Raw genomic sequence first — 22,470 nt, forward strand, 5'->3', positions numbered from 1 at the left:
CGATGATCATCATACTTTTTGCTTCGTTCTTCGTCCTGCTGGCTCTCGGCGTTCCTGTCGCCTTCACGCTCGCGATTGCGACCTGGCTGGCAGTCGTGCTGGGCAGCAGCTATCCGCAGATCGTGGTGATCAAGGAGATGTTCACAGGCGTGGACAGCTTTCCTCTCCTGGCAGTACCGTTCTTCATCCTGGCTGCAGAACTCATGACGGGCGGCGCGCTGACCCACCACCTGCTGCGGCTGGCATCCCAGTTCGTCGGCAGGGCGCGGGGTGGCCTGGGCTACGCAAGCATTATCTCGACCACGCTTTTCGCAGGGATTTCCGGCTCCGCGCTCGCCGCCGCCGCCGGCCCTGGAGCAATGTCGATCCGCATGATGGAGAAGAGTGGTTACGACAAGCGGTATGCCTCCGCGCTTGCGGCAGCGGTCGCCGTCGTCGACCCGATCATCCCTCCCTCCATCACCATGATCATCTATGCACTTCAGGATCAGCGGGTGTCGGTGGGCGGGCTGTTCCTGGCGGGCGTGGTGCCTGGTCTCGTCATCTCTGCGGCGATGTGCGTCGTGAACTTCTATGTCTCCCGCAAGCGGAGCTATCGCTCGCTGGACATCAGGCCAAGCCTCAAGGAGATGGTGGCAAATACGCTCTACGCGGTACCCGCGCTCGCACTCATCGTCATCGTCGTCGGCGGCATCCGTTTTGGCTGGTTCACGCCCACCGAGGCTTCCGTGATCGCGGTCTTCTACGCACTCTTCTGCGGTATGTTCATCTACCGTTCGCTGAAGGTGAAGGACCTTCCCGAGATCATCTTCCGCTCAGCCATGGTGACCGTCGGCATACTGCTGATCCTGGCGTCCGCGCGTGCCTTCGCCTGGGTCCTCATTATTGAAGGCGTTCCGCAGTTCCTGGCAGACACCATCATTGGCTGGAACCTCAGCCCGATCGTCTTCCTCCTCGCGGTCAACGTGCTGCTGCTGATCTTCGGCATGTTCATGGACCCGCTGCCCGGGGTGATGATCCTTGTCCCGATCCTCGCGCCGATTGCCTTCCAGCTTGGCGTAGACCCGATACAGTTCGCCATGATCGTGATCCTCAACCTCACGGTCGGCCTCATCACGCCGCCGGTGGGTGCCCTGCTCTTCGTGGTTTCGTCCGTCGTCAAGATCAGGGTCAGCGAGATCACCCGGGAAATCTCCCCCTTCCTCATCGCTTATGTGGTGGTGCTGCTCCTGGTGACGTTCGTACCGGCGCTTTCGACATGGCTGCCGAGGCTTGCTGGATTTTAGGGCAAATCCGGGTTCCACTCCCGTGACCGCGAGTCGATCGGCAGGTGCAACTGGTCGATCGCCCGCGCGGCCAAATGATCGACGATCTCGTCGACTGTGGTTGGCCGGTGGTAGAAGGCAGGAACCGGCGGCATGATGACGCCACCCATTTCGGTCACGGCACACATGTTGCGGAGATGCCCGAGATGCAGCGGCGTCTCCCGCGCCAGCAGGACCAGCTTGCGCCGCTCCTTCAGGTGGACGTCGGCCGCCCGCACGAGGAGATTGTCCGACGTACCGGTGGCGATTGCGGCGAGCGTCCGCATCGAGCATGGCGCCACGATCATGCCATCCGTATGGAAGGAACCGCTGGCAATCGCCGCGCCGATGTCGTCGCGGCGGTAGAGCCGTCCGGCAAGCTGCCGGATCTGGTCGAGCGCGTCCGCGCCGGCCTCGTGCAACAGCGTTTTCTCGGCCGCGGACGATACCACCACGTGGCTTTCGACCGATCCCGTTTCCGCCAGCAGGCGCAGGATCCTGAGCGGGATGAGAGCCCCGGATGCCCCCGAAATGCCGATCACGACGCGGACGGTCCTCATCGTGATCCCCCCAGCCCCAGGTCCGCCCAAAGGGCATCGACCCTCGAAACGACATCCGCAGACATGGAAAGCACGCGCCCCCATTCGCGATCGGTCTCCGGGGGAAGCTTGTTGGTTGCGTCGAGCCCAAGCTTTGCTCCGAGCCCCGGCTGGGGTGACGCAAAGTCGAGATAATCAATCGGCGTATCACGGATGAGCAGCAGGTCACGTCCGGCGTCGAACCGGGTGGAGAGCGCCCACAGGACATCGGCCCAATCGCGGACATTGATGTCGGGATCGACGGTGATGATCAGCTTCGTATAGCTGAACTGCGGCAACATCGACCAGAGCCCCATCATGATCCGCCTCGCCTGCCCCGGATAGCGCTTGTCGATGGAGACGACCATCGCGCGGTAGGAGCAGGCCTCCGGTGGCATCCACAGATCGGTGATCTCGGGGAACTGCCGCTTGGCGAGAGGCAGGAAGAGTTCCAGCATGGCCTCTCCCAGAACGGACGGCTCGTCCGGCGGCCGCCCGGTAAAGGTGGAGAGGTAGACAGGCTTTCGTCGGCTGGTGATTGCAGACAACTGCATGACCGGAAACGGCTCGACCGAGTTGTAGTAGCCCGTGTGATCGCCATAGGGCCCTTCATTGGCAGTCTCGGTCGCCGACACCGTACCTTCCAGGACGATCTCTGCGTTTTCCGGCACTGGCAGCGGCACGGTAAGCGCCCTGCCGACAGCGGTTCGCCGTTTCCTAAGGACGCCGGAGAACGAAAGCTCGCTCATGCCCTCGGGCAGAGGCATGACAGCGGCAAGAAGCAGGGCAGGATCGGCGCCGATCACGACCACCACCGGCATATCCTTCCCACGTTGCTGCCACAGGCGATGGTGACCTGCGCCTCCTCGGTGGGCGAGCCAGCGCATGACCAACCGGTTCTTGCCGAGCACCTGCATCCGGTAGATGCCGACATTGATATCACTCGGATCATCGGGACTGCGCGTAATCACCAGTGGCCAGGTCACGAGCGGTGCCGGCTCTCCCGGCCAGCACCACTGGATCGGAAGCCGCGCAAGGTCCATCTCCTCGCCCCGCCAAACGACTTCCTGGCACGTCGGATTGACGGTCCGGCTGGAGCGCATCGCAAGGGCAGCGGTCAACAAGGGCAGGCTGCTCATCACGTCGCGGATTGATCTTGGCGACTCTGGGTGGCGGAGCCTGGCAAGCAACTCGGCCAGTCCGCCAATCCCGCCTCCAGCAAGCCCCAGTCCCCATTCGATACGTTCCCGCGTCCCAAAAAGGTTTGCCAGCAGCGGAATGTTGGAGGGGCGCCCGTCTGCATGGACCGGCTTCTCGAACAGAAGGGCAGGCCCCCCGGCATTCAGGACCCGGCGGTGGATCTCGGTCACTTCATGGACGAGACTGACCGGTTGCGTGATCCGCGTCAGCCGCCCACGTCGTTCGAGCTCCCCCACGAAATGCTGAAGCGATTCATAGCTGCGCGGCGGCGTGCATGTGTCCATGCGCTGTCTGTCGCGGGCAAAAACCGAGCTGTCTTTGCTCTAGCGCAAGTCGGTCCGCCGAATCCGGACTAGGGTCGCCCATCTCTAGGATTCAACTGATGAAAATCCCTTCTTACCTGTCGCTCCCGATCCATTATGTGCCGCTGCCCATCTTCGAAAGAGCGACGCAGATGGTCTTTAGGAAAGTCCTCGCCGAGCATCCGGACCTCTTCCATCGGCTTGGTGCCTATCGACAAAAACGGTTCGCCTTCCGGCCGACCGATCTGCCTGTCGCATTTATCGTCGACCCATCGCTCCCATCCCTCTCCGTCATCCGGAAGACGGAGAATGCCACTGCCGACTGCACCATCGAAGCTACGATCGTCCACCTGCTGGCGCTCCTGGAGGGGCGGTGTGACGCCGATGCCCTGTTCTTCGCCCGCGAGATCACCGTTACGGGCGACATGGAAGCAATGCTCGCGCTTCGAAATGCGCTCGACGACAGCCTGATCGACCTGCCGACAGAGATAGGCAAGCTGGCAGGACCTTTTGGCTCGCTGCTCAGACGGGCCGCTTACGAGATACGGGAGCGAGTTCTTCCGCAGGAGCAACAGAGATGGAACTGATTTGTCCGGCAGGCACTCCAGCCGCCTTTCGGGAGGCCGTGGATGCAGGTGCCGATGCCGTCTATTGCGGCTTTGCCGACGAGACCAATGCCCGCAACTTCCCCGGCTTGAACTTCAGTCGCGAGGAACTGGCCAGCTCCATCTCCTACGCCCGGCAGAAGGGCGTTCGAACCCTAGTGGCACTCAATACCTTCATGCGGGCCGGAAGCGAGACGCTCTGGTACAAGAGAGCCGCTGACGCTGTCGAGGTCGGCGCGGACGCGTTGATCGTGGCGGATTTCGGCCTGATGGCGCATGTGGCAGAACATCATCCTGAGCAACGCCTGCATGCGTCCGTCCAGGCCTCGGCATCGAATGTCGATGCAATCAAATTCCTGGTCACGGCATTCGGCGTGAAGCGAGTCGTCCTGCCGCGGACCCTGACCATCAGCGACATCGCCCGGATCGCCCGCAAGATCGACTGCGAGGTCGAGGTCTTCGTCTTCGGCGGCCTCTGCGTGATGGCCGAAGGCCGCTGCTCGCTCTCCTCCTATGCCACCGGCAAGTCGCCCAACATGAATGGCGTCTGCTCGCCCGCGACCCATGTGCGATACCGCGAGGACAGCGGCGAACTCGTCTCCGAACTCGGCGACTATACGATAAACCGGTTCCCCCCGGGCGAGGCCGCCGGTTATCCCACGCTTTGCAAGGGTCGCTTCGAAGTCGGCGACAGCCATGGCTATGCCTTCGAGGATCCGGTCTCGTTGGACATCATGGATCACGTCGATGCCTTGCGTGAGGCGGGCGTGAGCGCCCTCAAGGTGGAAGGCCGCCAGCGCGGCAAAGCGTATGTCGCCGAAGTGGTCGGCACGCTCCGGCGCGCGCTCTCGGCGCAGGGGACGGAGCGTCAGGCACTCCTCGGCCGCCTGCGCCATCTGAGCGAAGGCCAGAAGACCACGTCGGGCGCCTACGAGAAAAAATGGAGATGAAGTGCATGCCGACAGCCGCCAGCCTGACCCTGGGACCCGTGCTCTATCTCTGGGACGGCCCCAAATGGCGTGACTTCTATTTCCGTATCGCCGACGAAGCGGACGTCAGCCGCGTGGTGATTGGCGAAACCGTCTGCTCCAAGCGGCTGCACTTCACCGAGCCCTACATCGCCGATGTCGTCGAACGACTGGCGGCGGCCGGAAAGGAGATCGTGTTGTCCACGCTTGCCATGGTGACATTAGAGCGGGAAAGCCAGCACGTGCGCAATCTGATCGAGGCGACGACGAATCTGGTGGAGGCAAGCGACCTGTCCGCCCTGGGTCTGCTGAACGGCAGAGAGCACGTGATCGGCCCCCTGATCAATGTCTACAACGCGGCGACGGCAAGGCTTCTGGCGTCTCGCGGTGCGCGGACCATCTGCCTGCCGCCGGAACTGCCGATGGCGTCCATCTCGGCGATTGCCGGGGACGCACACGAGGTCGATTACGAAGTCTTCGCCTTCGGGCGGATGCCGCTCGCGATATCGGCCCGTTGCGCCCATGCGAGATCCAAGGGGCACATCAAGGACAACTGCCAGTTCGTCTGCGGCGAAGAGCCGGATGGTCTTCCCGTCCGGACACTCGACCGACAATCCTTCCTGGTCCTGAACGGCGTCCAGACCGTGTCCCACACCTGTCAGATGCTTGCCGCGGAGCTGCCGTCGTTGCGCGAGGCGGGGGTTTCGCGCTTCCGCCTGTCGCCGCAGGACTGTGACATGGTGGCGATTGCGGAGGTGTTCGCTGATCTTCTGGCGGATCGCATCGCGGCGGAAGAGGCTGTGGCACGGGTCGGCCTCATCTATCAGGAGGTTCCCCTCTCGAATGGCTTCCTTCACGCCCGCGAAGGTGCGGCCTGGGTAGCGCGAGCACGCAACACCGCCGCCCACGCCACGCTTTAGCGGTCTCACACACAGCTTCTTTGCGTCTATTCAAATCGGGAGAGAGGGCCCGGCGGAAAGACGGACCTGCTCTTTCCTTTCCGGCTTTTTGCTACAGGTACTTGCCATCCAGCCAATTGGGAGGAGCCGCTTGAGTTTCAGCAGCGATAGGAATAGGTGTGCGATTACCAGGCCGGGCCCCTCTGGCAGCCGTCGGCTGTGATGTCGGACTGGAAAAATTTCGATCAGGGTGTCCCGGTTTTGATCAGATAGCGGCCGTCGACGATCTAGCTTGTTCCTCACACCAACCGGTGCGGCGGACGACGGATCAATGATGCCGTGTCCGGGCTCCCGCAGAAAAGGACAGGGTGCAAAATGGGCGAAATGTTTTCGCAGGAAGTGCTGACCGCCTTCCTGCAGGTCATCATGATTGACCTGGTACTGGCCGGCGACAATGCGATCGTCATCGGCCTTGCGGCAGCGGGACTTCCAAAGGAGCAGCGGAACAAGGCCATCCTCATCGGCATAATCGCGGCAACGCTGCTTCGTATCGTATTTGCTGCCGCGACCACGCAGCTGCTGCAGATTGTCGGCCTGCTGCTGGCAGGTGGCGTTCTGCTTCTCTGGGTATGCTGGAAGATGTGGCGCGAGCTTCGGACAACACACGCCGAGGAAACCGACGCGACGGAGGCGCTTGAGGATCAGGATCTCAATGCCGACGGCACGGTTGCGGGCACCGTACCCCGCAAGACATTTGCACAAGCCGCCTGGCAGATCGTCATTGCCGACGTCTCCATGTCGCTCGACAACGTTCTGGCTGTGGCCGGTGCCGCGCGCGAGCACCCGACGGTTCTGGTCTTCGGCCTAGCCCTGTCCATCGCGCTGATGGGCCTTGCCGCAAGCTTCATCGCTCGCCTGCTGCACAAGCACCGCTGGATTGCCTATGTCGGCCTCGCGGTGATCCTCTATGTCGCCCTGGAGATGATCTGGCGCGGCTTTAACGAGGTGTCGCCCTATGTAGGGCTCTGAGGGGAACCCGGTTCAGTAGAAAACGGCGCAGCCATTGCTGCGCCGTTTTCTATGTGATCGGCTTAGACGCCTTAGATGGGATAATGAATATGCCCGTCTTGTACCGTCAGCCAGCGAAGCTCCGTGAACTCGGCAATACCGGCCTTGCCCCCAAATCGACCGTAGCCGGAGTCTTTGACGCCGCCGAAGGGCATCTGCGCCTCGTCGTGCACCGTCGGCCCGTTGACATGGCAGATGCCGGATTCGATGCGGCGCGCCACACTCATGGCACGATTGACGTCGCGACCGAATACGGCCGCAGACAACCCGTATTCCGTGTCATTGGCAATCCGGACCGCCTCGTCGATCGAGCCCACCCGCACGACCGAGGCGACGGGCCCGAAGCTCTCTTCCGAATAGATACGCATCGCCGGGGTAACCCGGTCGAGAAGCGTCGCGTCCATCAGCGTCCCTTCGCAGCCACCGCCCGCGGCGAGTACGGCGCCCTTGGAAATGGCATCCTTGACCAAGGCCTCCACACGCTGTGCGGCTTTCAGATCGACCAGCGAGCCGAGGGGTGAATCGCTGCGACGCGGATCGCCTGCCTTGAGTGTGCGAACCTTGGCCGCCATGGCTTCAACGAATTCGTCAGCGATCTTCTCGTCGACGACCAGACGCTCCGTCGACATGCAAATCTGCCCCTGGTTCATGTAGGCGCCGAAGGCTGCTGCGGCGACCGCCTCTCCGACGTCTGCATCGTCCAGAACCACGAGAGGCGCCTTTCCGCCGAGCTCCAGCAGGGCAGGCTTCAGGTGCCGCGCAGCGGTTTCGGCGATGATCTTCCCGACACGCGTGGAGCCGGTGAAGTTGATCCTCCGGACTGCCGGATGCGCAATGAGCGCCTCAACGATCTTGCCCGCGTCCTCCGGCGCGTTGGAAATCGCATTGAGCACACCTTCCGGAAGCCCCGCCTCATGAAGTGCATCGACAATCAGGCGGTGGGTGCGAGGGCAGATTTCAGAGGTTTTCATGACGACCGTGTTGCCACAGGCGAGCGGCATTGCGATCGAGCGTACGCCGAGGATGACCGGCGCGTTCCAGGGTGCCATGGACAGGACGACGCCCGCCGGCTGCCGCACAGCCATTGCGAGGCTGCCCGGCCGGTTCGACGGAATCACCTCTCCGGCGATCTGCGTGGTCATCGATGCAGCTTCGCGCAGCATGTCGGCTGCAAGTCCGACGTTGAACATCGCCCAGCCTGCCGTGGCGCCGGTTTCCTCGGCCATTGCGGAGACGAATTCCTGCGCCTTCTCCTGCAGCCGGTCGGCGGCCGCCATGAGCAGCTTCCGGCGCTGGCCCGGGCCAGTTGCCGCCCAGGCAGGAAACGCCTTCGCGGCCGCATTGGCGGCCTGCCGAGCCTCGTCGACGGACGCTGCGGCCACCTTTGACGCCACCTCGCCTGTTATCGGGTTCATGCGCTCGAAATAGCGCCCATCGGCGGCTTCCATTTCGATGTTATCGATCTTCAGTCCCAGGATGCTCATGCAGTTCTCCACTATCCTCGCATTGTTGGGGTCGATCATGCGGCGCTGCCAAGAAATGCACGCTGCACAGCTAGGTCGTTCATCAGGTTTGCGGCCGTGTCCTCGCCGGTCACCCGGCCGGCCTCCGCCAGATAGCCTCGGTCTGCGATCGAAAGGCTCATCTTGACGTTCTGTTCCACGATCAGAAGCGCCAGGCCCCGCTCGCGTATCCGTCCGAGGCTGCGGAACAAGTCGCCGACTACGACCGGTGCAAGTCCGAGGCTCGGCTCATCGAGCATCAGCAGTTCCGGCTTCGACATCAGTGCCCGTCCGATCGCCACCATCTGCTGTTCACCGCCGGACATGGTGTTTACGTACTGGCGCCGGCGCTCCTGCAGCTTTGGAAAGAGTTCGTAGACGAAGGCACGATTCTCGTTCGCATGGGCTCGGGCCCGCTTGGCATAAGCCCCAAGCGCAAGGTTCTCCTCGACGGTGAGGTCGCCAAAGACCCCCCGGCCCTCCGGCACGAGTGCAATTCCGGCCTCCAGAACCGCGTGCGCCGGAAGAGCATGGATCGGCCTACCTCCGAACACAATCGATGCTCCTCTGTCTGCCGGTGTCATACCGGCGATCGCCTTCAAGAGCGATGACTTGCCCGCGCCGTTCGCTCCCAGGATGACCACAGTCTCGCCTTTGCCAACCGTGATCGATATCCGGTCGAGCGCAAGGTGCTGGCCATAGTGCAAGGACAGGTCCCGTATCTCAAGCATGATCGTCTCCCAGATAGGCTCGCACGACCTCCGGGTCTCGCAATACGTCGTCGGTGGGCCCGTCAGCGATCTTGCGGCCGGCATTCATCACGACACAGCGTCCGCACAATGCCCGGATGGCATCCATGACATGTTCCACCAGCAGGATCGTCGTGCCGCGCTGCTCGAGCGACTGGATCAGATCTATCCCGGTGCGCAATTCAGTCGGATTGAGGCCCGCCAACCACTCGTCGAGCAGAAGAAGATCGGGCTCGGCAGCGAGCGCCCGCGCAAGCTCCATCCGTTTCTGGTCGATATAGGTCAGGTCGCTGGCCTTCTCGCCGGCACGCTCGGCAAGACCAACTTCCTCCAGATGGTGCAGGGCGCGCTCGCGGACTTCCTCGCCCCACAGCCTCTGCTTGCCAAAGGCGAGCGCGGTCTGAACGTTTTCCGAGACCGTCAACGATGGAAGGGCGCGGACCAGCTGGAACGTCCGGGCGACCCCTTTTGGCGCGATGCGATGGGGTGCAAGTCCCTGGATCGGCTCGCCCTTCAACGCGATCACCCCTTGCGTCGGGGCAAAGAAGCCGGAGATCATGTTCATCACGGTTGTCTTGCCGGAGCCATTTGGTCCGAGCAGACCGACCACTTCGCCTGCCGCCAGCGAAAAGCTCAGCTCGTTGACGGCGGTCAGTCCGCCGAAGCGCTTGGTTATGCCGGACAGGGCCAGGATCTCGGTCATTGTACGGCCTCCACTCCAGCGGCGGATCCCTTGTCGGACGTCCGACGGGAGGTCAGGTTCTCGACCGCCGCCAGCACACCCTTCGGCAGTACGAAGACGATGGCGATGAAGATAAGGCCGAGGATGATGGGGTAGTGGTTCGGGAAATTGGCCGAGAGCCATTCGAACAGCAGGAAGAGCGGGATTGCACCCAGCAACGGGCCCCAGAGCCGGTCCGCACCGCCGAGCAGGGCCATGATCAGCGTCAGGAACGACGTGGTCGGATTGAAGACGATGCTGGGCTCAATATAGGTCCAACGCGGCGCCTGGATTGCACCGACAAGGGTGATGATGACGGCGCTGATGGAGAACAGCGCGAGCTTCACGCCGGCGATGTTGATGCCGCAATGGCTTGCCACCACCTCATCGTCGCCGATCACCTTGAGTGCCAACCCCAGCCGGCTGCGGCCGATCGCCCAGGAGAACAGGAGCGTTGCAGCAGCAAGCGCCAGCAATTGCCAGTAGATGCCTTCGGGCGTAACCGGCAGGAAGATATAACGCCCGAGCGTGCCGGTGATATTGACCTCGTACCAGGTGACGAGCTGCCGAACGAGTTCTGCCAGGCCAAAGCTGAAGATGACGAAGTAGACGCCCGCGAGCCGGAGTGTCGCAAGCCCCACGACGAGCGCAACGGCCAGGCCCACGAGGCCGGCGGCCACGAGGACGAGGATATAGGGCAGCACCTCACTGAGCACGCTGACGGTATAGGCACCGATCCCGAAGAAGGCGACGGTGGCGAGCGACACGTAGCGCGTCGGACCTGAGAACAGGCCCCAGGCGGTGGCGAGCACCACGTAGCCGGTCATGCCAATCATCAGCGTGACGGCATACTCGCCGGCAAAGAAAGGCACACTGGCAAGCGCGGCGAGCAGCGCCAGGAAGAAGACGGCGGAGGCGACGGTCTTCAGGGTCATCGCGAGGATCTCCCGAACAGGCCGGCCGGACGCCAGAGCAGCACGGCCAGGAAGATGAGGTATGTGGCGGCAAGCGTCAGGCCAGGATCGAGGTAGGAGGCGACAAAGGTCTCGACCAGTCCGAGGATCAGCCCTGCAGAGAGCGCTCCGAGGATATTGCCGACGCCCCCCATGATCACCACCACCAGTGCCTTCATGGTGAAGACAACGCCGGCGGTGGCCGTGAAGGTCTGATAGGTGGAGACGACGACGCCACCTGCCGCCGCCAGGCTGCAGCCAATTGCAAAGGCGAAGCGCGCGGCTCGATTGACGTCTATCCCGACCAGCGGAGCCGATTTCGGCGCCACCGCGACAGCCCGCAACGCCGTGCCCCAGAGGGTGCGCGTGAGAAGCAGGTACAGCCCGCCGCCGATGACGACTGCGAGGGCGAGCGCAAGGAGCCTGTTGGCGGCAACCACGGCACCGAACACTTCGATGCCGACATTCAGATAATTGTAGCTGGTATAATTGGAACCGAAGACGACCAGCATCACCCCCTGGATCACGAACAGCAGCCCGAAGGTGGCCAGGATGGAGTCGATTTCGAGGCTCTCCCGACTAGCGGAGCGCAAAACGAGCGGCCTCAGCATCAGGCCGTAGATCACGTAGCCGAAGGCGAACCCGATCGGGACGGCGACCAGCAAACCAAGGACGGGGTCGATCCCCCACTGTCCGTAGAGAACATAGGCCAGGAACGCGGCAGCGATGATCGTCTCGCCATAGGCAAGGTTCATGATCCTCGCGATGCCGTACTGGATCGTCAGTCCCATCGCGATCAGCGCGTAGGTCCCTCCAAGCACCAGTCCGGAGATAAGGGTCGTGGTGAGCACTGCCTGCTCCTTCTTATGGGCCAGATCCCGGCAAGTACGTGCCGTCGGATATCATCTCGGATGTCAGCAAAAGCGGGTGTCGAAATCTGTCCTCTCCCCGGAGGGGGAGAGGCTTTTCTGTAGACAAGCTTTGCGCCGTAGCGGCCTACTTCTTCCAGGCGGGCCGCGGGATCATCGGCTCTGCAGCACCCGGACGATCGGATGGCGCGATGGCGACGAACTGTCCGTCTTGCCACTGGCCGGCCCACCACAGGTCACGAAGCTGGTTGTCTTCAAGCTTGGTCTCGCCCAGTACCGTCTCGAAGGTGCCGGAAGCGATTTCCTCGGCAACTGCCTCACGATCGAGGCCCTTGCGCTTGATGGCTTCCTGCAGGATTTCCAGCGAGGCATAAGTGATCACGCTCGCCCAGTAGTCGGGAGCCTTGCCTGTCGCAGCCTCATGGCGCTTGCGGTAGTCCGCGATCTTCTCGCTGGTGCCGTCGATGCCACCGATCCCCATGATCCCGTTGATGGCCTCGCCATTGTTCTTGGCATAGATCGGGAACGCCGTGCCGACACCGAAATAGAGGACCTTCGGGTTGAAGTTGGCGACCTGCGCCTGCTGCGTCAGGGCAAAGGTTTCCGGCGGGTAGGAGAAGGCCACGAACGTGTCGGCGCCGCTCGCCTTCGCTTCGTTGATCATCGGCGTGAAGTCGGTCGTGCCGACCGGGTAGGTCTTGTCATAGACGACTTCGAGACCGGCCTCCTGGAACGACGGACGAGCCGCATTGACCAGATCGATACCGAAGCCGTCAGCGATCGAGATCATCGCGACCTTCTTATTGATCGTTCCCTTTTCGGCCGCATCGGTAAGGACTTTGGCCAGGGCGCTCGTGTAGTCGTGGCCGCCGCCGAGCATCCAGAAGCTCTTCTTCCAGCGTTCGGCGAATTCGGGTGCCTTGTCCGTCACCGAAGTGGCAGCCAGATGCGGATAGCCGTAGCGGTCAAGCAATGGTGCTGCCGCCAGATTGTAGCCAGTGCTCCACGGCGGCAAGATGAAGTCAACCTCGTCCTGGGTTGCAAGGCGCTGTAGCGCCCGCACGAGCTCCTCCGCAGAGGAACGGTCGTCGTATTCGACGACTTCGATCGGCAACCGCTTGCCGTCGGGCATTTCCAGCCCGCCTGCGTCGTTCACTTCCTTGACCCAGAGCTGGTAGTTGGGCAGCGTCGTGATGCCGGTACCGCCGGCGTTCGGCCCGGTCAGCGAAAGCGCGTAGCCAATCTTGACCGATGCGCGCTCCTGAGCGGTTGCGACCGCGCCCATACCAAACGCGAGCGTCGAGACGGCCAAAGCCGTCGTGCGCAGGACCTGCCTGCGTAGCAAATTCTTCATGGATTCCTCCCTCGGACCCGCTCCACCGGGCCATCATGATCAATCCGACCGCGGTTCTACGGAGTCGGCTCGACTTCCTGACGGTAACAGGCCTAACGAAGGACGGAATAGACTTTTACAGGAGATACTGGTACTTTTCACGGAAAGCAGGACCCCCGACTTGAGAGCTTCATCCACCGGATCCGTCGTGCCGAGACCGGCGGCCCCTTCCGATCCCATCGAAGCCCGTCTCTTCCAGGGTGGCCTGGCCGGCATGGAGTGGACCTTTCGCGGCCGGCGGAGCCGCGTCTTCGTTCTTCAAGCCGGCAGCGGTTTGCTGACATTCGCAGAGCAGGACGTGGTAGTCGCCGGACCCGCCATCGTCTGGATACCCGCCGACGCGAATGGATCGATCCTGTTCGAGGCCGGCGCTGAGGGTGGAACACTTGCCATTCCCGACGTCCTTCTCGGTTCGGCCATGCCCGTGGGAGCCATCTTCTCGCAGGTCCGCGATGCAATCACCCGCCCCATCCTCGGCGCGCGGTTGGCGACTGCGGACGCCAGGCAGCTGCTTTCCACGATCGCTGCGATCGATCAGGAACTGCGTCTGGATGTGCCGGGCGCGCAGGAAGCTGTCCGCCACCATCTGGCCCTTCTGCTCCTGCAGGTCTGGCGCCTCTCGAAGCCCTCCACGGAGCAGGCGCAGCCCTCGCCGCGCATGATCCTTCGCGGCTTCGTTCATCTTGTCGAACTTCACGCGCGTGAACACTGGTCGCTTGCTGAATATGCGAACACGTTGGGTGTCACGGCGGACCGTCTCAACACGGCCGTCCGTCGGGCAACCGGGCGGACGCCCATGGAGCTGATTCACAGCAGACTTGTAGCGGAGGCGGCGATGCTTCTGGACGGAAGCGCCATGCAGATCGCCGAAATTGCCAATGTGCTCGGCTTCAAGGACCCCGCCTATTTCAGTCGTTTCTTCAAGCGAGTGGCTGGACACTCTCCGAAAGCACACCGTCAGGATGCTGCCATGAAGCGAACGACGCAGGAGACGAACTTCGCCGCCTGGCCTTGATAGGAAGGATGACCCGATCTTGACACGGATCAAGGTTAAGCGGCTGCCCTCGGACTAGCGTCTCCCTCATTGAAGGTGGCCGCACGCGGCCCGCACCGTAATTCGTGGAGGTCAGCAATGAGCGTTACCGAAGCCCCCGTGGTCTGGTTCGAGAAGCTCAGGAGGATCGATGTCGCCAAGGTTGGGGGCAAGAACTCGTCCCTTGGCGAGATGATCCAGACACTCGGGCAGAGAGGCGTGGATGTTCCGGCCGGTTTCGCCACCACCGCCGACGCCTACTGGAACTACGTCGACGAGAATGGGATCCGAGACGCAATGGCTGCGCTGATTGCGGATTGGACGACGGGCAAAGCCAGTCTTGCGGAAACAGGAGCGGCAGTCCGCAAGCTATTCCTGCGGGGCGACTGGCCCAAGGAGACTGCGGAGGCCATCATTGCCGCCTACAGCGAATTGTCTAGGCGGGCAGGTCGTACGGACGCCAGTGTCGCCGTCCGATCGAGCGCGACAGCCGAGGATCTGCCCGACGCAAGCTTTGCCGGACAGCAGGAAACCTTCCTCAATGTTGCGGGTGAGAAGCCGCTGCTCGACGCGTGCCGACGCTGCTTCGCCTCGTTGTTCACCGACCGCGCCATCTCCTATCGTCAAGCCAAGGGCTTCGACCACATGAAGGTTGCTCTGTCGATCGGCGTCCAGCAGATGGTCCGTTCCGACATCGGTGGATCCGGGGTCATGTTCTCGATCGACACCGAAACCGGGTTCGACAAGGTGGTCCTCATCAACGCGGCCTGGGGTCTCGGCGAAAACGTCGTCCAGGGCGCGGTCAATCCGGACGAATACCAGGTTTTCAAGCCGCTCCTCGACCAGCCGTCGTTAAGGCCGATCATCGCGAAGAAGAAGGGCGCAAAGGCTATCAAGATGATCTACGGCACCGGGGATCAGCCGACGCGCAATGTGCCGACGTCCAGGGCGGAGCGGGAGGCCTTCGTGCTCGCCGATGAGGAGATCCTGACGCTTGCCCGTTGGGCAGCCACCATCGAGCAGCACTATGGTTGCGCGATGGACATGGAATGGGCCCGCGACGGGGAGACCGGGCGCCTCTACATCGTCCAGGCCCGCCCAGAAACCGTACAGTCCAACCGCGAAGCTGCGGTCTTCAAGGCCTACCACATCAAGAGCAAGGGAAAGCAGCTCGTCAGCGGCCTCTCCATCGGCGATGCCATCGTCTCTGGCCAGGTCTGCCTCATCGAGACGGCCAAGGACATCGACCAGTTCGTCGACGGCTCGATCCTCGTTACCTCCACGACCGACCCCGACTGGGTGCCAATCATGAAGCGTGCGGCAGCCATTGTCACAGACCACGGCGGACGCACCTCCCATGCCGCCATCGTGAGCCGGGAACTGGGACTTCCAGCTGTTGTGGGAACCGGAGATGCGACGCGTCTCCTGCACACTGGCCAGCAGATAACCGTCTCCTGCGCCGAGGGCGACGAAGGCATGATCTACGAAGGCGTCGCGGAGTACCATATCGAAACGCTCAACATGGACGACGTTCCGACGACAGAGACGAAGGTCATGCTGAACCTCGCCAATCCCGGGGCTGCCTTCCGCTGGTGGAAGCTACCGGCGGACGGAGTTGGCCTTGCGCGCATGGAGTTCGTCATCAGCAACGCTATCCGCATCCATCCCATGGCGCTTGTCCACTTCGATCGCCTCAAGGATGAGGCCGCCAAAGAGGAAATCGCCGCGCTGACTGCCGCCTACGACGACAAGTCGGAGTATTTCGTCGACCAGTTGTCCGAAGGTCTGGCTCGAATTGCAGCGGCGCTCTACCCGAAGCCGGTGATCGTCAGGATGAGCGACTTCAAGACCAACGAATATGCAGGCCTTGTCGGTGGCGCGGAATTCGAGCCGAAGGAGGAGAACCCGATGATCGGCTTCCGCGGTGCATCCCGCTACTACTCGCCCCGCTATCGCGAGGGCTTCGCGCTGGAGTGCCGGGCAATCCGTAAGCTCCGCAGCGAACTCGGCTTCAAGAATGTCGTCGTAATGATCCCCTTCTGCCGTTCCGTCTCGGAGGCGGAGAAAGTACTGGAGGTGATGGCAGAAAACGGATTGAAGCGGGGTGAGAACGGGCTGCAGGTCTACGTGATGTGCGAAATCCCCTCCAACGTCATCCTCGCAAAGCAGTTCGCGCAGCACTTCGACGGCTTCTCGATCGGTTCGAACGACCTCACCCAGCTCACCCTGGGCGTGGACAGGGACTCCGGCGAGCTTGCCGACCTGTTCGACGAACAGGACGAGGCGGTGAAGTGGATGATCCGCCGCGTCATCACCGAGGCCGGAAAGGCTGGCGCCAAGATAGGCATTTGCGGCCAGGCACCGAGCGACCATCCGGAGTTCGCGAAGTTCCTGGTGGACTGCGGCATCGACAGCATCTCGGTCAGCCCGGATAGCTTCGTGGCTGTGAAGAAGAAGGTCTCCGAGGCGGAAGGACGTCGCTCAGCGGCAGCCTGAGACAGGGTAGTTGGGAGGTGCGCACTGGTGTGCGCATCTCACGATCCGTGGCTATGGCTCAGGGCACCAGCACCGCCGCACCGGACAGCCGGCCTGAACGCAGGTCATCCAGCGCGGCGTTCGCCTCGACCAGAGGGTAGGGTACAGTATGGGTTATCACCCCTGCAGCCCGGGCAATTGGGAAGAACTCCTCAGCATCCTTCCGGGTAAGGTTCGCGACCGACGAGATGCTTCGCTCCTCCCATATGAGCGCATAAGGCATGCTCGGAATGTCGCTCATGTGGATCCCCCCACAAACGATACCGCCCCCCTTCCTCACCACCTTCAGGGCCTCGGGCACCAGCTCCCCGACGGGCGCGAACAGGATTGCCGCATCAAGAAGCTCTGGTGGCCTGTCGCCGGAAGCACCGGCCCAGCTGACGCCGAGGCTTCTGGCGAAATCCTGCGCCTGCACGTCGCCTGGCTTGCTGAAGGCGAAGACTTCGCGTCCCTACCAACGGCAGATCTGGGCGATTATGTGCGCAGCGGCTCCGAACCCGTAGAGGCCGATCCGCCTCCCTTCACCGGCCTTCTTCAAGGATCGCCAGCCGATCAGGCCCGCACACAAAAGCGGCGCGAGAGACACCGGATCCCCATCCTCGGCAAGTTCGAATGCATACTCCTGATCCGCGACCACATGGGTAGCGAAGCCCCCGTCGCGGGTATAGCCCGTGAACAGCGGCTCGTCGCAGAGGTTTTCCTGCCCATTCGTGCAATAACTGCAGTGTCCGCAGGTGTGGCCACGCCAGGGTATCCCGACACGCCGGCCAAGCCTGTCCCGGGAAACACCCTCACCGACCGCCTCGACGCGACCCACGATTTCATGTCCCGGAACGAGCGGCAACTTCGGACTGGGCAAGTCACCGTCGACCACATGGAGATCGGTGCGACAGACGGCACAGGCCTCGACCCGGAGGAGAATCTGGCCTGCTCCCGGCAGCGGGTCTTGCCGTTCCAAAAGCACCAGCGGCTGCCCAATTTTGTGCAACACCATCGCGCGCATAATGCCGTCCTCCCTACTAGGTCAGATTATAGCACCATGAAAAACGACAACGTCGACATGGCACGAGGCCGCTGAAGCGATCGGCGCCGAGCGCGAACGATCCAGCGGCGCGTCACGAGGCGTGACGACCGCAGATCCCACCGGCAGCAACTAGCGCAGATCCCTCAGATAGGTATTCTCTGCGCGCGACTGGTCGAATGCGGAGGCAACGATTTCGGCGAAGAACAGGGCCTCCTCATCCGCAGGCGCATCCGCCAGAAGGCTGCCGTCAGGCGCTGCGATATGGGATCGGCCCGCATAGGCGAAATTCCGGTCCGCACCGCAGTGGTTGATATAGGCGACGAAGACCTGGTTCTCGAAGGCCCTGACCCGGATCATGTGCTCGGCAATGAAGCTGCCCGACCAGCCGATGGGAAGAGCCGTCGGTACCACCACCAGATCGGCACCCGCCTTCGCCAGCCGGCGGACGTTCTCTGGAAACTCGACGTCGTAGCAGATCAGCATGCCGACGCGCATGCCGTCGACATCGGCCAGGATGGCGCGAGGTTCTTCCACGGAGAACCAGCGCCGCTCATAGGGCCCGTAAAGGTGCGACTTGCGATAGACGGCGAACTCCCCGGAGCCGTCGGTGAGTACTGCGCTGTTGTAGATGGTATCACCATCGGACTCGGCAAAACCGGCAACGATCGTGAGCCCATTGCGGGCTGCCATCTCCGACAGGCGCGCCATCGTTGGTGACTGGGCCGATACCGCGGTTTCGACAAGCGCCTCAGCAGCACCATATCCGTTGATCGCAAGTTCCGGCGCGATCAGCAGCCTCGCACCCTGTTCTGCGGCGCGTGCAGCAGCCTTGGCGATCTTGTCGAGATTGGCTTCGACGTCGCCCGTCATCGACTGCATCTGGTATCCGGCGATCTTCATCGGTCACTCGTCATTGCGCCGAGCAGCTTCGGAAGGTCGCCAAATCTGGCGATTGCACCGAACACAAGCGCTGCGATCGCCAGGAAGAAGACGGTTACCGAGGCCATGGTCGGCGTATAGCCGTAGCGCAAGGCGTTGAAGATCTTGATGGGCAGGGTTTCCATAGTGAAGCCAACCGTCATGTAGGCGACGATATACTCGTTGAGCGATAGGACGAAGGCGAAGGCATACCCGGACACCATATAGGGCAGAATCAGCGGGAAAATGACCGTGCGGAAGATCGTCCGGTCGTCTGCTCCCATGGTCGCGGCGGCCTCGACGAGGGACCGGTCGATCGCCGAAAAGCCGAGCGACAGCGTGACGAGCGGCAGAGTCACGAAGAAGATTGCGTGGCTGATGACGGCGGTCCACGGCTGGCCGTAGAACCCGCTGGTTGCCCAGAAGGTCAGGAGACCTAGTGCGGTTATGACGGGCGGCAGGGTGAATGGGGCAACCCCGAGCAGCTGGAAGATGTTGGCCCACGGCGCCACCCGACGCCACAGAAACCACGCAAGCGGCAGCGCTACGAGCAGCGCAAGTGCGGCTGAGGTGGCCGCGAGTGTCAGAGAGGCAAAGAGCGCGCTTCTCCACTCGTCATTCGCGAAGATCTCTCCATACCAGGACAGGGAAAATCCCTGTGGCGGAAAGGCCAGGGTCTGCTTCTCATTGATAGAGACGCCTGCCACAACGATCAGTGGCAGTGCCAGAAAGAGGCCGACAGCAAGGAAGAAGAAGCGTCGCAGAGCCGTCATCACGCCGCCTCCTTTTGCCGTCCAGCGTAGAAGGCAAGACCAACCAGCGCGAGCGAGACAAGCACCAGGAAGACTGCCATGGCCGCGGCGAACGGCATGTTCGACTGGTAGATCGCCTGATCCGTGATGAGCACCGAGAGTGTCCAGTGCTGCGGCCGGCCCAGCAATTGCGGCAGCAGATAGGAACCCAGCGCGAAGATGAACACCATGATCAATGTCGCGAGGATGGTGTTGCGAAGCGCCGGCACCACGACGGAGAAGAAGGCCCTGACAGGCGAGGCTCCCAGGGTCCGGGCAGCTTCCGTGAGCGTCGGATCAAGCCGCACAAGAGCCGGGTAGAGGACGAGAACGGTATAGGGCAGCGCCTGGTAGGTCATCGCAGTCATCACCGCGCCGAAGCTTGGCGTTAGCGCCTGCGGGCTTTCCATGAGACCGAGCATGACGAGCAGATTGGTAAGTCCTGCCGTCCGGGACAGGAGCGTCGACCATGCAAAGCCGATCATCACCTCCGAGAGGGAAAGGATGGAGAGGAGGACCACGAGCCACCAGATCTGCACCCGCCTCGAAGCGCAGGAGAGGAGATAAGTGAAGGGCACGCCAATGGCGACACATGCGGCCGCAACCGCCATGGCGAGGAAAAGCGAGAAACCGAGGACCTTGCCGAAGAACAGGCTGAGAAAGCGTCCGTAATTGTCGAGGACGAAGGCCGGTTCGTAGAAGCCGCCCTGCTGCCGTTCGAAGAAGGAGACAGCGATCATGGTGGCAAAGGGAATGACGAAGAAGACGATCAGCATCCCCGCCGGAAAGACGAGCGGTCCGTAGTCGGCCAGGCGCTGCGGTGCCTCCCGCCTCATCGCGCCAGCACCACGCTCGTCTCTGGGTCGAAGCGCAGGCCGACCGTCTGCCCGACAGTGACATCGGGCCGCGAGCGCGGGGCGGATACGGCGACGATCTGCTGCCCGCCCGCCTCGATGAAGGTTTCGACGCTCCCGCCGAGGTCACGGACGAAGGTGACCTTTCCGGCCAGACTGCTTTCCGCTGACGGGACGATCTGCACATCCTCCGGCCGGACGGAGATGGTGCCGCTTCTCGTGGTGCCGAGCGTGAGACCTGCGACGGAGGAACCGAAGATGGATGCCTCTCCCTTGCCGTCGGTTGTGAATGGAATGAGGTTCGTCGAGCCGATGAAGTCGGCGACGAAGGAGTCGGCTGGCCGCCGATAAATGTCCACAGGCGCTGCGGCCTGGCGGATTTCACCGCCGTTCATGACCACGACGGTATCCGCCATGGTCATCGCCTCGCGCTGGTCATGCGTCACGACGATCGTGGTGATGCCGAGACGCTGCTGCAACTGACGCAGTTCGACCTGCATGGCCTCGCGCAGTTTCGCATCGAGTGCGGATAGCGGCTCATCGAGCAGGAAGAGCTTTGGCGAGATGGCCAGGGCGCGGGCGATCGCAATCCGCTGACGCTGGCCGCCGGAGAGCTTGTTGACGGAGCGGTCGGAAAAACCGGGCAGATGGATCATCGACAGAAGCTCGTCGACCCGCTTCTTCTGCTCGTCCTTTGAAACGCCACGGATGCGCAGAGCGTAGGCGATGTTCTCACCAACTGTCAGGTGCGGGAACAGTGCGAGCGACTGGAAGACCATGCCGAGATTGCGCTTGTGGGTCGGGACGCGCGTGATGTCTTCGCCGCCCAAGGTGATCGAGCCTTCCGTCGGAAGGTCAAGGCCAGCGACCATCCGCATCAACGTGGTCTTGCCGCATCCGGATGGACCGAGGAGGCAGACAAAGGTCCCGTCCGGAACCGAAAGGCTGACATTGTTCACGGCTTTGAACGTGCCGAACTCTTTCGTCACATGGCTAAGGGTCAGTCCGGACATCTGCTCTACGCTCGGCTTTCAAGAAGCTTCTTGTCTTTGAAGGGAAGCCACCCTCCCTGATCGGGAGGGTGGCCGTCGCAGGATCAGCCTGCAATCATCTCCGTCCACTTCTGGTTCAGGAAGTCGGATTTCTGCTGGTACATCTCGTAACGCGGAATGATCGGATCGATATCGGACGAAACCGCGTCGAATTCCTCGGCTGTCAGGTCGAGGAGATCGCGCTTGACCGTCGGAGACGTGCCGACCTTGCGCGACAGCGTCGCCTGGACGGCCGGCTGGCACATGTAATCGATGAAGATATGCGCCTCTTCGACCTTCTCGGAGGCGCGCGAGAGAGCCCAGCTTCCGGAATCGAGGATACCGCCCTCCTTCGGGAAGGTGGAACGCACGGGATGGCCGTCCGCAGCAGCAAGTCCTGTCACGTCATGATAGTACTGGCCCATCGGGATTTCGCCCGATTTCAGGGACTGCTCGAACTGCGCCTCGTCGCGATACCACAGCCGTACATTCGGCTTTACCTCTGCCAGCTTTTCGAAGGCCTGGAGGATCCCCTCCTCGGTTGCGAGGATATCGGTGCCGCCGAGATGCGTCTTCGCCGTCACCTCGAGCAGGAAGGAATTGGAGACGAGCGCAAGCAGGCCCAGCTTGTCGGCGTTTGCCGGATCCCACAGGGCAGCCCAGGAAGTGGGCGCCTCGGGATAGACGTCGGTATTGGTGACGAGCGTGATATACCAGGACACGGCACCGATGCCGGCGACGCGACCATCAGGGTACTTGTTGATGAAGGTGTCGATGAGGCCGGAAGCGTTCCCGATCTTCGCCATGTCGAGCGGAGCCCAGAGCTCGGTCGATTGCCCCTTCAACAGCGCCACCTGCGACATCATCGAGACGTCCGCCGGCGCCTGGCCAGCGCGCGCCGCCTGCTCCAGCTGCACCAGCCACGCCTCGCCCGTCGGCTCGGCAATGGATTCTACCGCAATGCCGGTTGCCTTGGTGAATTCCGGAAAAATGTTCTTGTCGAAGGAGTCCTTGAAGTAGCCCCCGTAGACGCCGACCTTCAGCGAACGGTCCTGAGCGCGCAGGATGGACGGCATTGCCAGCATCGACGCACCTGCCAGGCCGGCGCCAAGTACCGCGCGGCGGGTCGGCTGCATGTTGAAGATCTTACCCATGTCTTTCTCCTTTGTTTGC

The 22,470-nt window shown here is 62.4% G+C and carries 20 protein-coding genes and 1 pseudogene; 7 read left to right on the forward strand and 14 right to left on the reverse strand.

The annotated features are described in order from the left end of the window. Positions 1 to 2 precede the first annotated feature (2 nt). Complete coding sequence (locus ACEPP2_RS10715) at positions 3 to 1,286, forward strand: TRAP transporter large permease (RefSeq protein WP_152339326.1); 1,284 nt, start codon at positions 3 to 5, stop codon at positions 1,284 to 1,286. On the opposite strand, the gene ACEPP2_RS10720 is transcribed toward ACEPP2_RS10715, so the two are convergent. Both ACEPP2_RS10720 and ACEPP2_RS10725 read right to left on the reverse strand, forming a co-directional pair. Then, a complete protein-coding gene (locus ACEPP2_RS10720) occupies positions 1,283 to 1,864 on the reverse strand; it encodes a UbiX family flavin prenyltransferase (protein ID WP_281976363.1) in 582 nt (193 codons plus the stop codon). The genes ACEPP2_RS10715 and ACEPP2_RS10720 overlap by 4 nt on opposite strands. Continuing rightward, positions 1,861 to 3,366 carry a UbiD family decarboxylase gene (locus tag ACEPP2_RS10725; protein ID WP_395516587.1) on the reverse strand — a complete coding sequence of 502 codons (1,506 nt, stop codon included), beginning with the start codon at positions 3,364 to 3,366 and terminating at the stop codon, positions 1,861 to 1,863. The genes ACEPP2_RS10720 and ACEPP2_RS10725 overlap by 4 nt, the downstream gene beginning before the upstream one ends. Before the next feature lie 95 nt (positions 3,367 to 3,461). Here ACEPP2_RS10725 and ubiT point away from each other — a divergent pair, with 95 nt between their 5' ends. The 4 genes from ubiT to ACEPP2_RS10745 all read left to right on the forward strand — a co-directional run bounded on the left by ubiT (position 3,462) and on the right by ACEPP2_RS10745 (position 6,885). Continuing rightward, on the forward strand, positions 3,462 to 3,971 hold the full coding sequence (gene ubiT, locus ACEPP2_RS10730) for a ubiquinone anaerobic biosynthesis accessory factor UbiT (RefSeq protein WP_395516653.1): 510 nt from the start codon (positions 3,462 to 3,464) through the stop codon (positions 3,969 to 3,971). Next, a complete protein-coding gene (gene ubiU / locus ACEPP2_RS10735; RefSeq protein ID WP_395516588.1) occupies positions 3,962 to 4,939 on the forward strand; it encodes a ubiquinone anaerobic biosynthesis protein UbiU in 978 nt (325 codons plus the stop codon). The genes ubiT and ubiU overlap by 10 nt, the downstream gene beginning before the upstream one ends. Before the next feature lie 5 nt (positions 4,940 to 4,944). Further along, positions 4,945 to 5,877, forward strand: coding sequence for a ubiquinone anaerobic biosynthesis protein UbiV (ubiV, locus tag ACEPP2_RS10740; protein WP_449619205.1), 933 nt, complete (start codon positions 4,945 to 4,947; stop codon positions 5,875 to 5,877). A gap of 354 nt (positions 5,878 to 6,231) precedes the next feature. Then, positions 6,232 to 6,885 carry a TerC family protein gene (locus ACEPP2_RS10745; protein WP_152339320.1) on the forward strand — a complete coding sequence of 218 codons (654 nt, stop codon included), beginning with the start codon at positions 6,232 to 6,234 and terminating at the stop codon, positions 6,883 to 6,885. A 71-nt stretch (positions 6,886 to 6,956) separates the two neighbouring features. On the opposite strand, the gene ACEPP2_RS10750 is transcribed toward ACEPP2_RS10745, so the two are convergent. The 6 genes from ACEPP2_RS10750 to ACEPP2_RS10775 all read right to left on the reverse strand — a co-directional run bounded on the left by ACEPP2_RS10750 (position 6,957) and on the right by ACEPP2_RS10775 (position 13,072). Then, positions 6,957 to 8,408 carry an aldehyde dehydrogenase gene (locus ACEPP2_RS10750; protein ID WP_395516589.1) on the reverse strand — a complete coding sequence of 484 codons (1,452 nt, stop codon included), beginning with the start codon at positions 8,406 to 8,408 and terminating at the stop codon, positions 6,957 to 6,959. Positions 8,409 to 8,443: 35 nt separating this feature from the next. Then, positions 8,444 to 9,157, reverse strand: a complete 714-nt coding sequence (locus ACEPP2_RS10755) for an ABC transporter ATP-binding protein (RefSeq protein WP_395516590.1) — start codon at positions 9,155 to 9,157, stop codon at positions 8,444 to 8,446. Then, on the reverse strand, positions 9,150 to 9,878 hold the full coding sequence (locus tag ACEPP2_RS10760; protein WP_395516591.1) for an ABC transporter ATP-binding protein: 729 nt from the start codon (positions 9,876 to 9,878) through the stop codon (positions 9,150 to 9,152). The genes ACEPP2_RS10755 and ACEPP2_RS10760 overlap by 8 nt, the downstream gene beginning before the upstream one ends. After that, the gene (locus ACEPP2_RS10765; RefSeq protein WP_395516592.1) at positions 9,875 to 10,831 is read right to left on the reverse strand and encodes a branched-chain amino acid ABC transporter permease; all 957 of its coding nucleotides are present in this window, start codon (positions 10,829 to 10,831) and stop codon (positions 9,875 to 9,877) included. Before ACEPP2_RS10765 ends, ACEPP2_RS10760 begins: the two co-directional genes overlap by 4 nt. Further along, complete coding sequence (locus ACEPP2_RS10770; RefSeq protein WP_395516593.1) at positions 10,828 to 11,700, reverse strand: branched-chain amino acid ABC transporter permease; 873 nt, start codon at positions 11,698 to 11,700, stop codon at positions 10,828 to 10,830. The genes ACEPP2_RS10765 and ACEPP2_RS10770 overlap by 4 nt, the downstream gene beginning before the upstream one ends. A gap of 145 nt (positions 11,701 to 11,845) precedes the next feature. Further along, a complete protein-coding gene (locus tag ACEPP2_RS10775) occupies positions 11,846 to 13,072 on the reverse strand; it encodes an amino acid ABC transporter substrate-binding protein (RefSeq protein ID WP_395516594.1) in 1,227 nt (408 codons plus the stop codon). A gap of 160 nt (positions 13,073 to 13,232) precedes the next feature. Between ACEPP2_RS10775 and ACEPP2_RS10780 the strand changes: the two genes are divergently transcribed. Together ACEPP2_RS10780 and ppsA are read left to right on the forward strand one after the other, a co-directional pair. Beyond that, on the forward strand, positions 13,233 to 14,126 hold the full coding sequence (locus tag ACEPP2_RS10780) for a helix-turn-helix domain-containing protein (protein ID WP_395516595.1): 894 nt from the start codon (positions 13,233 to 13,235) through the stop codon (positions 14,124 to 14,126). Between the two features lie 117 nt (positions 14,127 to 14,243). Then, entirely contained in the window at positions 14,244 to 16,640 is a 2,397-nt protein-coding gene (gene ppsA / locus ACEPP2_RS10785; RefSeq protein ID WP_395516596.1) for a phosphoenolpyruvate synthase, read from the forward strand. Between the two features lie 58 nt (positions 16,641 to 16,698). Here the strand turns inward: ppsA and ACEPP2_RS10790 are convergent. From ACEPP2_RS10790 to ACEPP2_RS10815, 6 genes and pseudogenes are all read right to left on the reverse strand, one after another. Beyond that, positions 16,699 to 17,682 (reverse strand): annotated as a pseudogene (locus ACEPP2_RS10790) (zinc-dependent alcohol dehydrogenase family protein). 150 nt (positions 17,683 to 17,832) lie between these two features. Beyond that, positions 17,833 to 18,603: a carbon-nitrogen hydrolase family protein gene (locus tag ACEPP2_RS10795; protein WP_395516597.1), complete on the reverse strand. Its 771-nt coding sequence runs from the start codon at positions 18,601 to 18,603 to the stop codon at positions 17,833 to 17,835. Further along, positions 18,600 to 19,394 carry an ABC transporter permease gene (locus ACEPP2_RS10800; RefSeq protein WP_395516598.1) on the reverse strand — a complete coding sequence of 265 codons (795 nt, stop codon included), beginning with the start codon at positions 19,392 to 19,394 and terminating at the stop codon, positions 18,600 to 18,602. The genes ACEPP2_RS10795 and ACEPP2_RS10800 overlap by 4 nt, the downstream gene beginning before the upstream one ends. After that, complete coding sequence (locus tag ACEPP2_RS10805; RefSeq protein WP_152339307.1) at positions 19,394 to 20,248, reverse strand: ABC transporter permease; 855 nt, start codon at positions 20,246 to 20,248, stop codon at positions 19,394 to 19,396. Before ACEPP2_RS10805 ends, ACEPP2_RS10800 begins: the two co-directional genes overlap by 1 nt. Then, positions 20,245 to 21,279, reverse strand: a complete 1,035-nt coding sequence (locus tag ACEPP2_RS10810; RefSeq protein ID WP_152339306.1) for an ABC transporter ATP-binding protein — start codon at positions 21,277 to 21,279, stop codon at positions 20,245 to 20,247. Before ACEPP2_RS10810 ends, ACEPP2_RS10805 begins: the two co-directional genes overlap by 4 nt. An 83-nt stretch (positions 21,280 to 21,362) precedes the next feature. Then, positions 21,363 to 22,451 (reverse strand): ABC transporter substrate-binding protein, encoded by a 1,089-nt coding sequence (locus ACEPP2_RS10815; RefSeq protein WP_172973551.1) that lies wholly within the window; start codon positions 22,449 to 22,451, stop codon positions 21,363 to 21,365. Positions 22,452 to 22,470 lie beyond the last annotated feature (19 nt).

The organism is Pseudorhizobium flavum, from assembly GCF_044142885.1.
GTDB lineage: Bacteria > Pseudomonadota > Alphaproteobacteria > Rhizobiales > Rhizobiaceae > Neorhizobium > Neorhizobium flavum.

Excerpts from the sequence above, each read along its gene's own strand:
- ACEPP2_RS10715 (WP_152339326.1), top strand. The coding sequence starts at position 3 with ATGATCATCATACTTTTTGCTTCGTTCTTCGTCCTGCTGGCTCTCGGC.
- ACEPP2_RS10720 (WP_281976363.1), bottom strand. The coding sequence starts at position 1,864 with ATGAGGACCGTCCGCGTCGTGATCGGCATTTCGGGGGCATCCGGGGCT.
- ACEPP2_RS10725 (WP_395516587.1), bottom strand. The coding sequence starts at position 3,366 with ATGGACACATGCACGCCGCCGCGCAGCTATGAATCGCTTCAGCATTTC.
- ubiU (WP_395516588.1), top strand. The coding sequence starts at position 3,962 with ATGGAACTGATTTGTCCGGCAGGCACTCCAGCCGCCTTTCGGGAGGCC.
- ubiV (WP_449619205.1), top strand. The coding sequence starts at position 4,945 with ATGCCGACAGCCGCCAGCCTGACCCTGGGACCCGTGCTCTATCTCTGG.
- ACEPP2_RS10745 (WP_152339320.1), top strand. The coding sequence starts at position 6,232 with ATGGGCGAAATGTTTTCGCAGGAAGTGCTGACCGCCTTCCTGCAGGTC.
- ACEPP2_RS10750 (WP_395516589.1), bottom strand. The coding sequence starts at position 8,408 with ATGAGCATCCTGGGACTGAAGATCGATAACATCGAAATGGAAGCCGCC.
- ACEPP2_RS10755 (WP_395516590.1), bottom strand. The coding sequence starts at position 9,157 with ATGCTTGAGATACGGGACCTGTCCTTGCACTATGGCCAGCACCTTGCG.
- ACEPP2_RS10760 (WP_395516591.1), bottom strand. The coding sequence starts at position 9,878 with ATGACCGAGATCCTGGCCCTGTCCGGCATAACCAAGCGCTTCGGCGGA.
- ACEPP2_RS10765 (WP_395516592.1), bottom strand. The coding sequence starts at position 10,831 with ATGACCCTGAAGACCGTCGCCTCCGCCGTCTTCTTCCTGGCGCTGCTC.
- ACEPP2_RS10775 (WP_395516594.1), bottom strand. The coding sequence starts at position 13,072 with ATGAAGAATTTGCTACGCAGGCAGGTCCTGCGCACGACGGCTTTGGCC.
- ppsA (WP_395516596.1), top strand. The coding sequence starts at position 14,244 with ATGAGCGTTACCGAAGCCCCCGTGGTCTGGTTCGAGAAGCTCAGGAGG.
- ACEPP2_RS10795 (WP_395516597.1), bottom strand. The coding sequence starts at position 18,603 with ATGAAGATCGCCGGATACCAGATGCAGTCGATGACGGGCGACGTCGAA.
- ACEPP2_RS10800 (WP_395516598.1), bottom strand. The coding sequence starts at position 19,394 with ATGACGGCTCTGCGACGCTTCTTCTTCCTTGCTGTCGGCCTCTTTCTG.
- ACEPP2_RS10805 (WP_152339307.1), bottom strand. The coding sequence starts at position 20,248 with ATGAGGCGGGAGGCACCGCAGCGCCTGGCCGACTACGGACCGCTCGTC.
- ACEPP2_RS10810 (WP_152339306.1), bottom strand. The coding sequence starts at position 21,279 with ATGTCCGGACTGACCCTTAGCCATGTGACGAAAGAGTTCGGCACGTTC.
- ACEPP2_RS10815 (WP_172973551.1), bottom strand. The coding sequence starts at position 22,451 with ATGGGTAAGATCTTCAACATGCAGCCGACCCGCCGCGCGGTACTTGGC.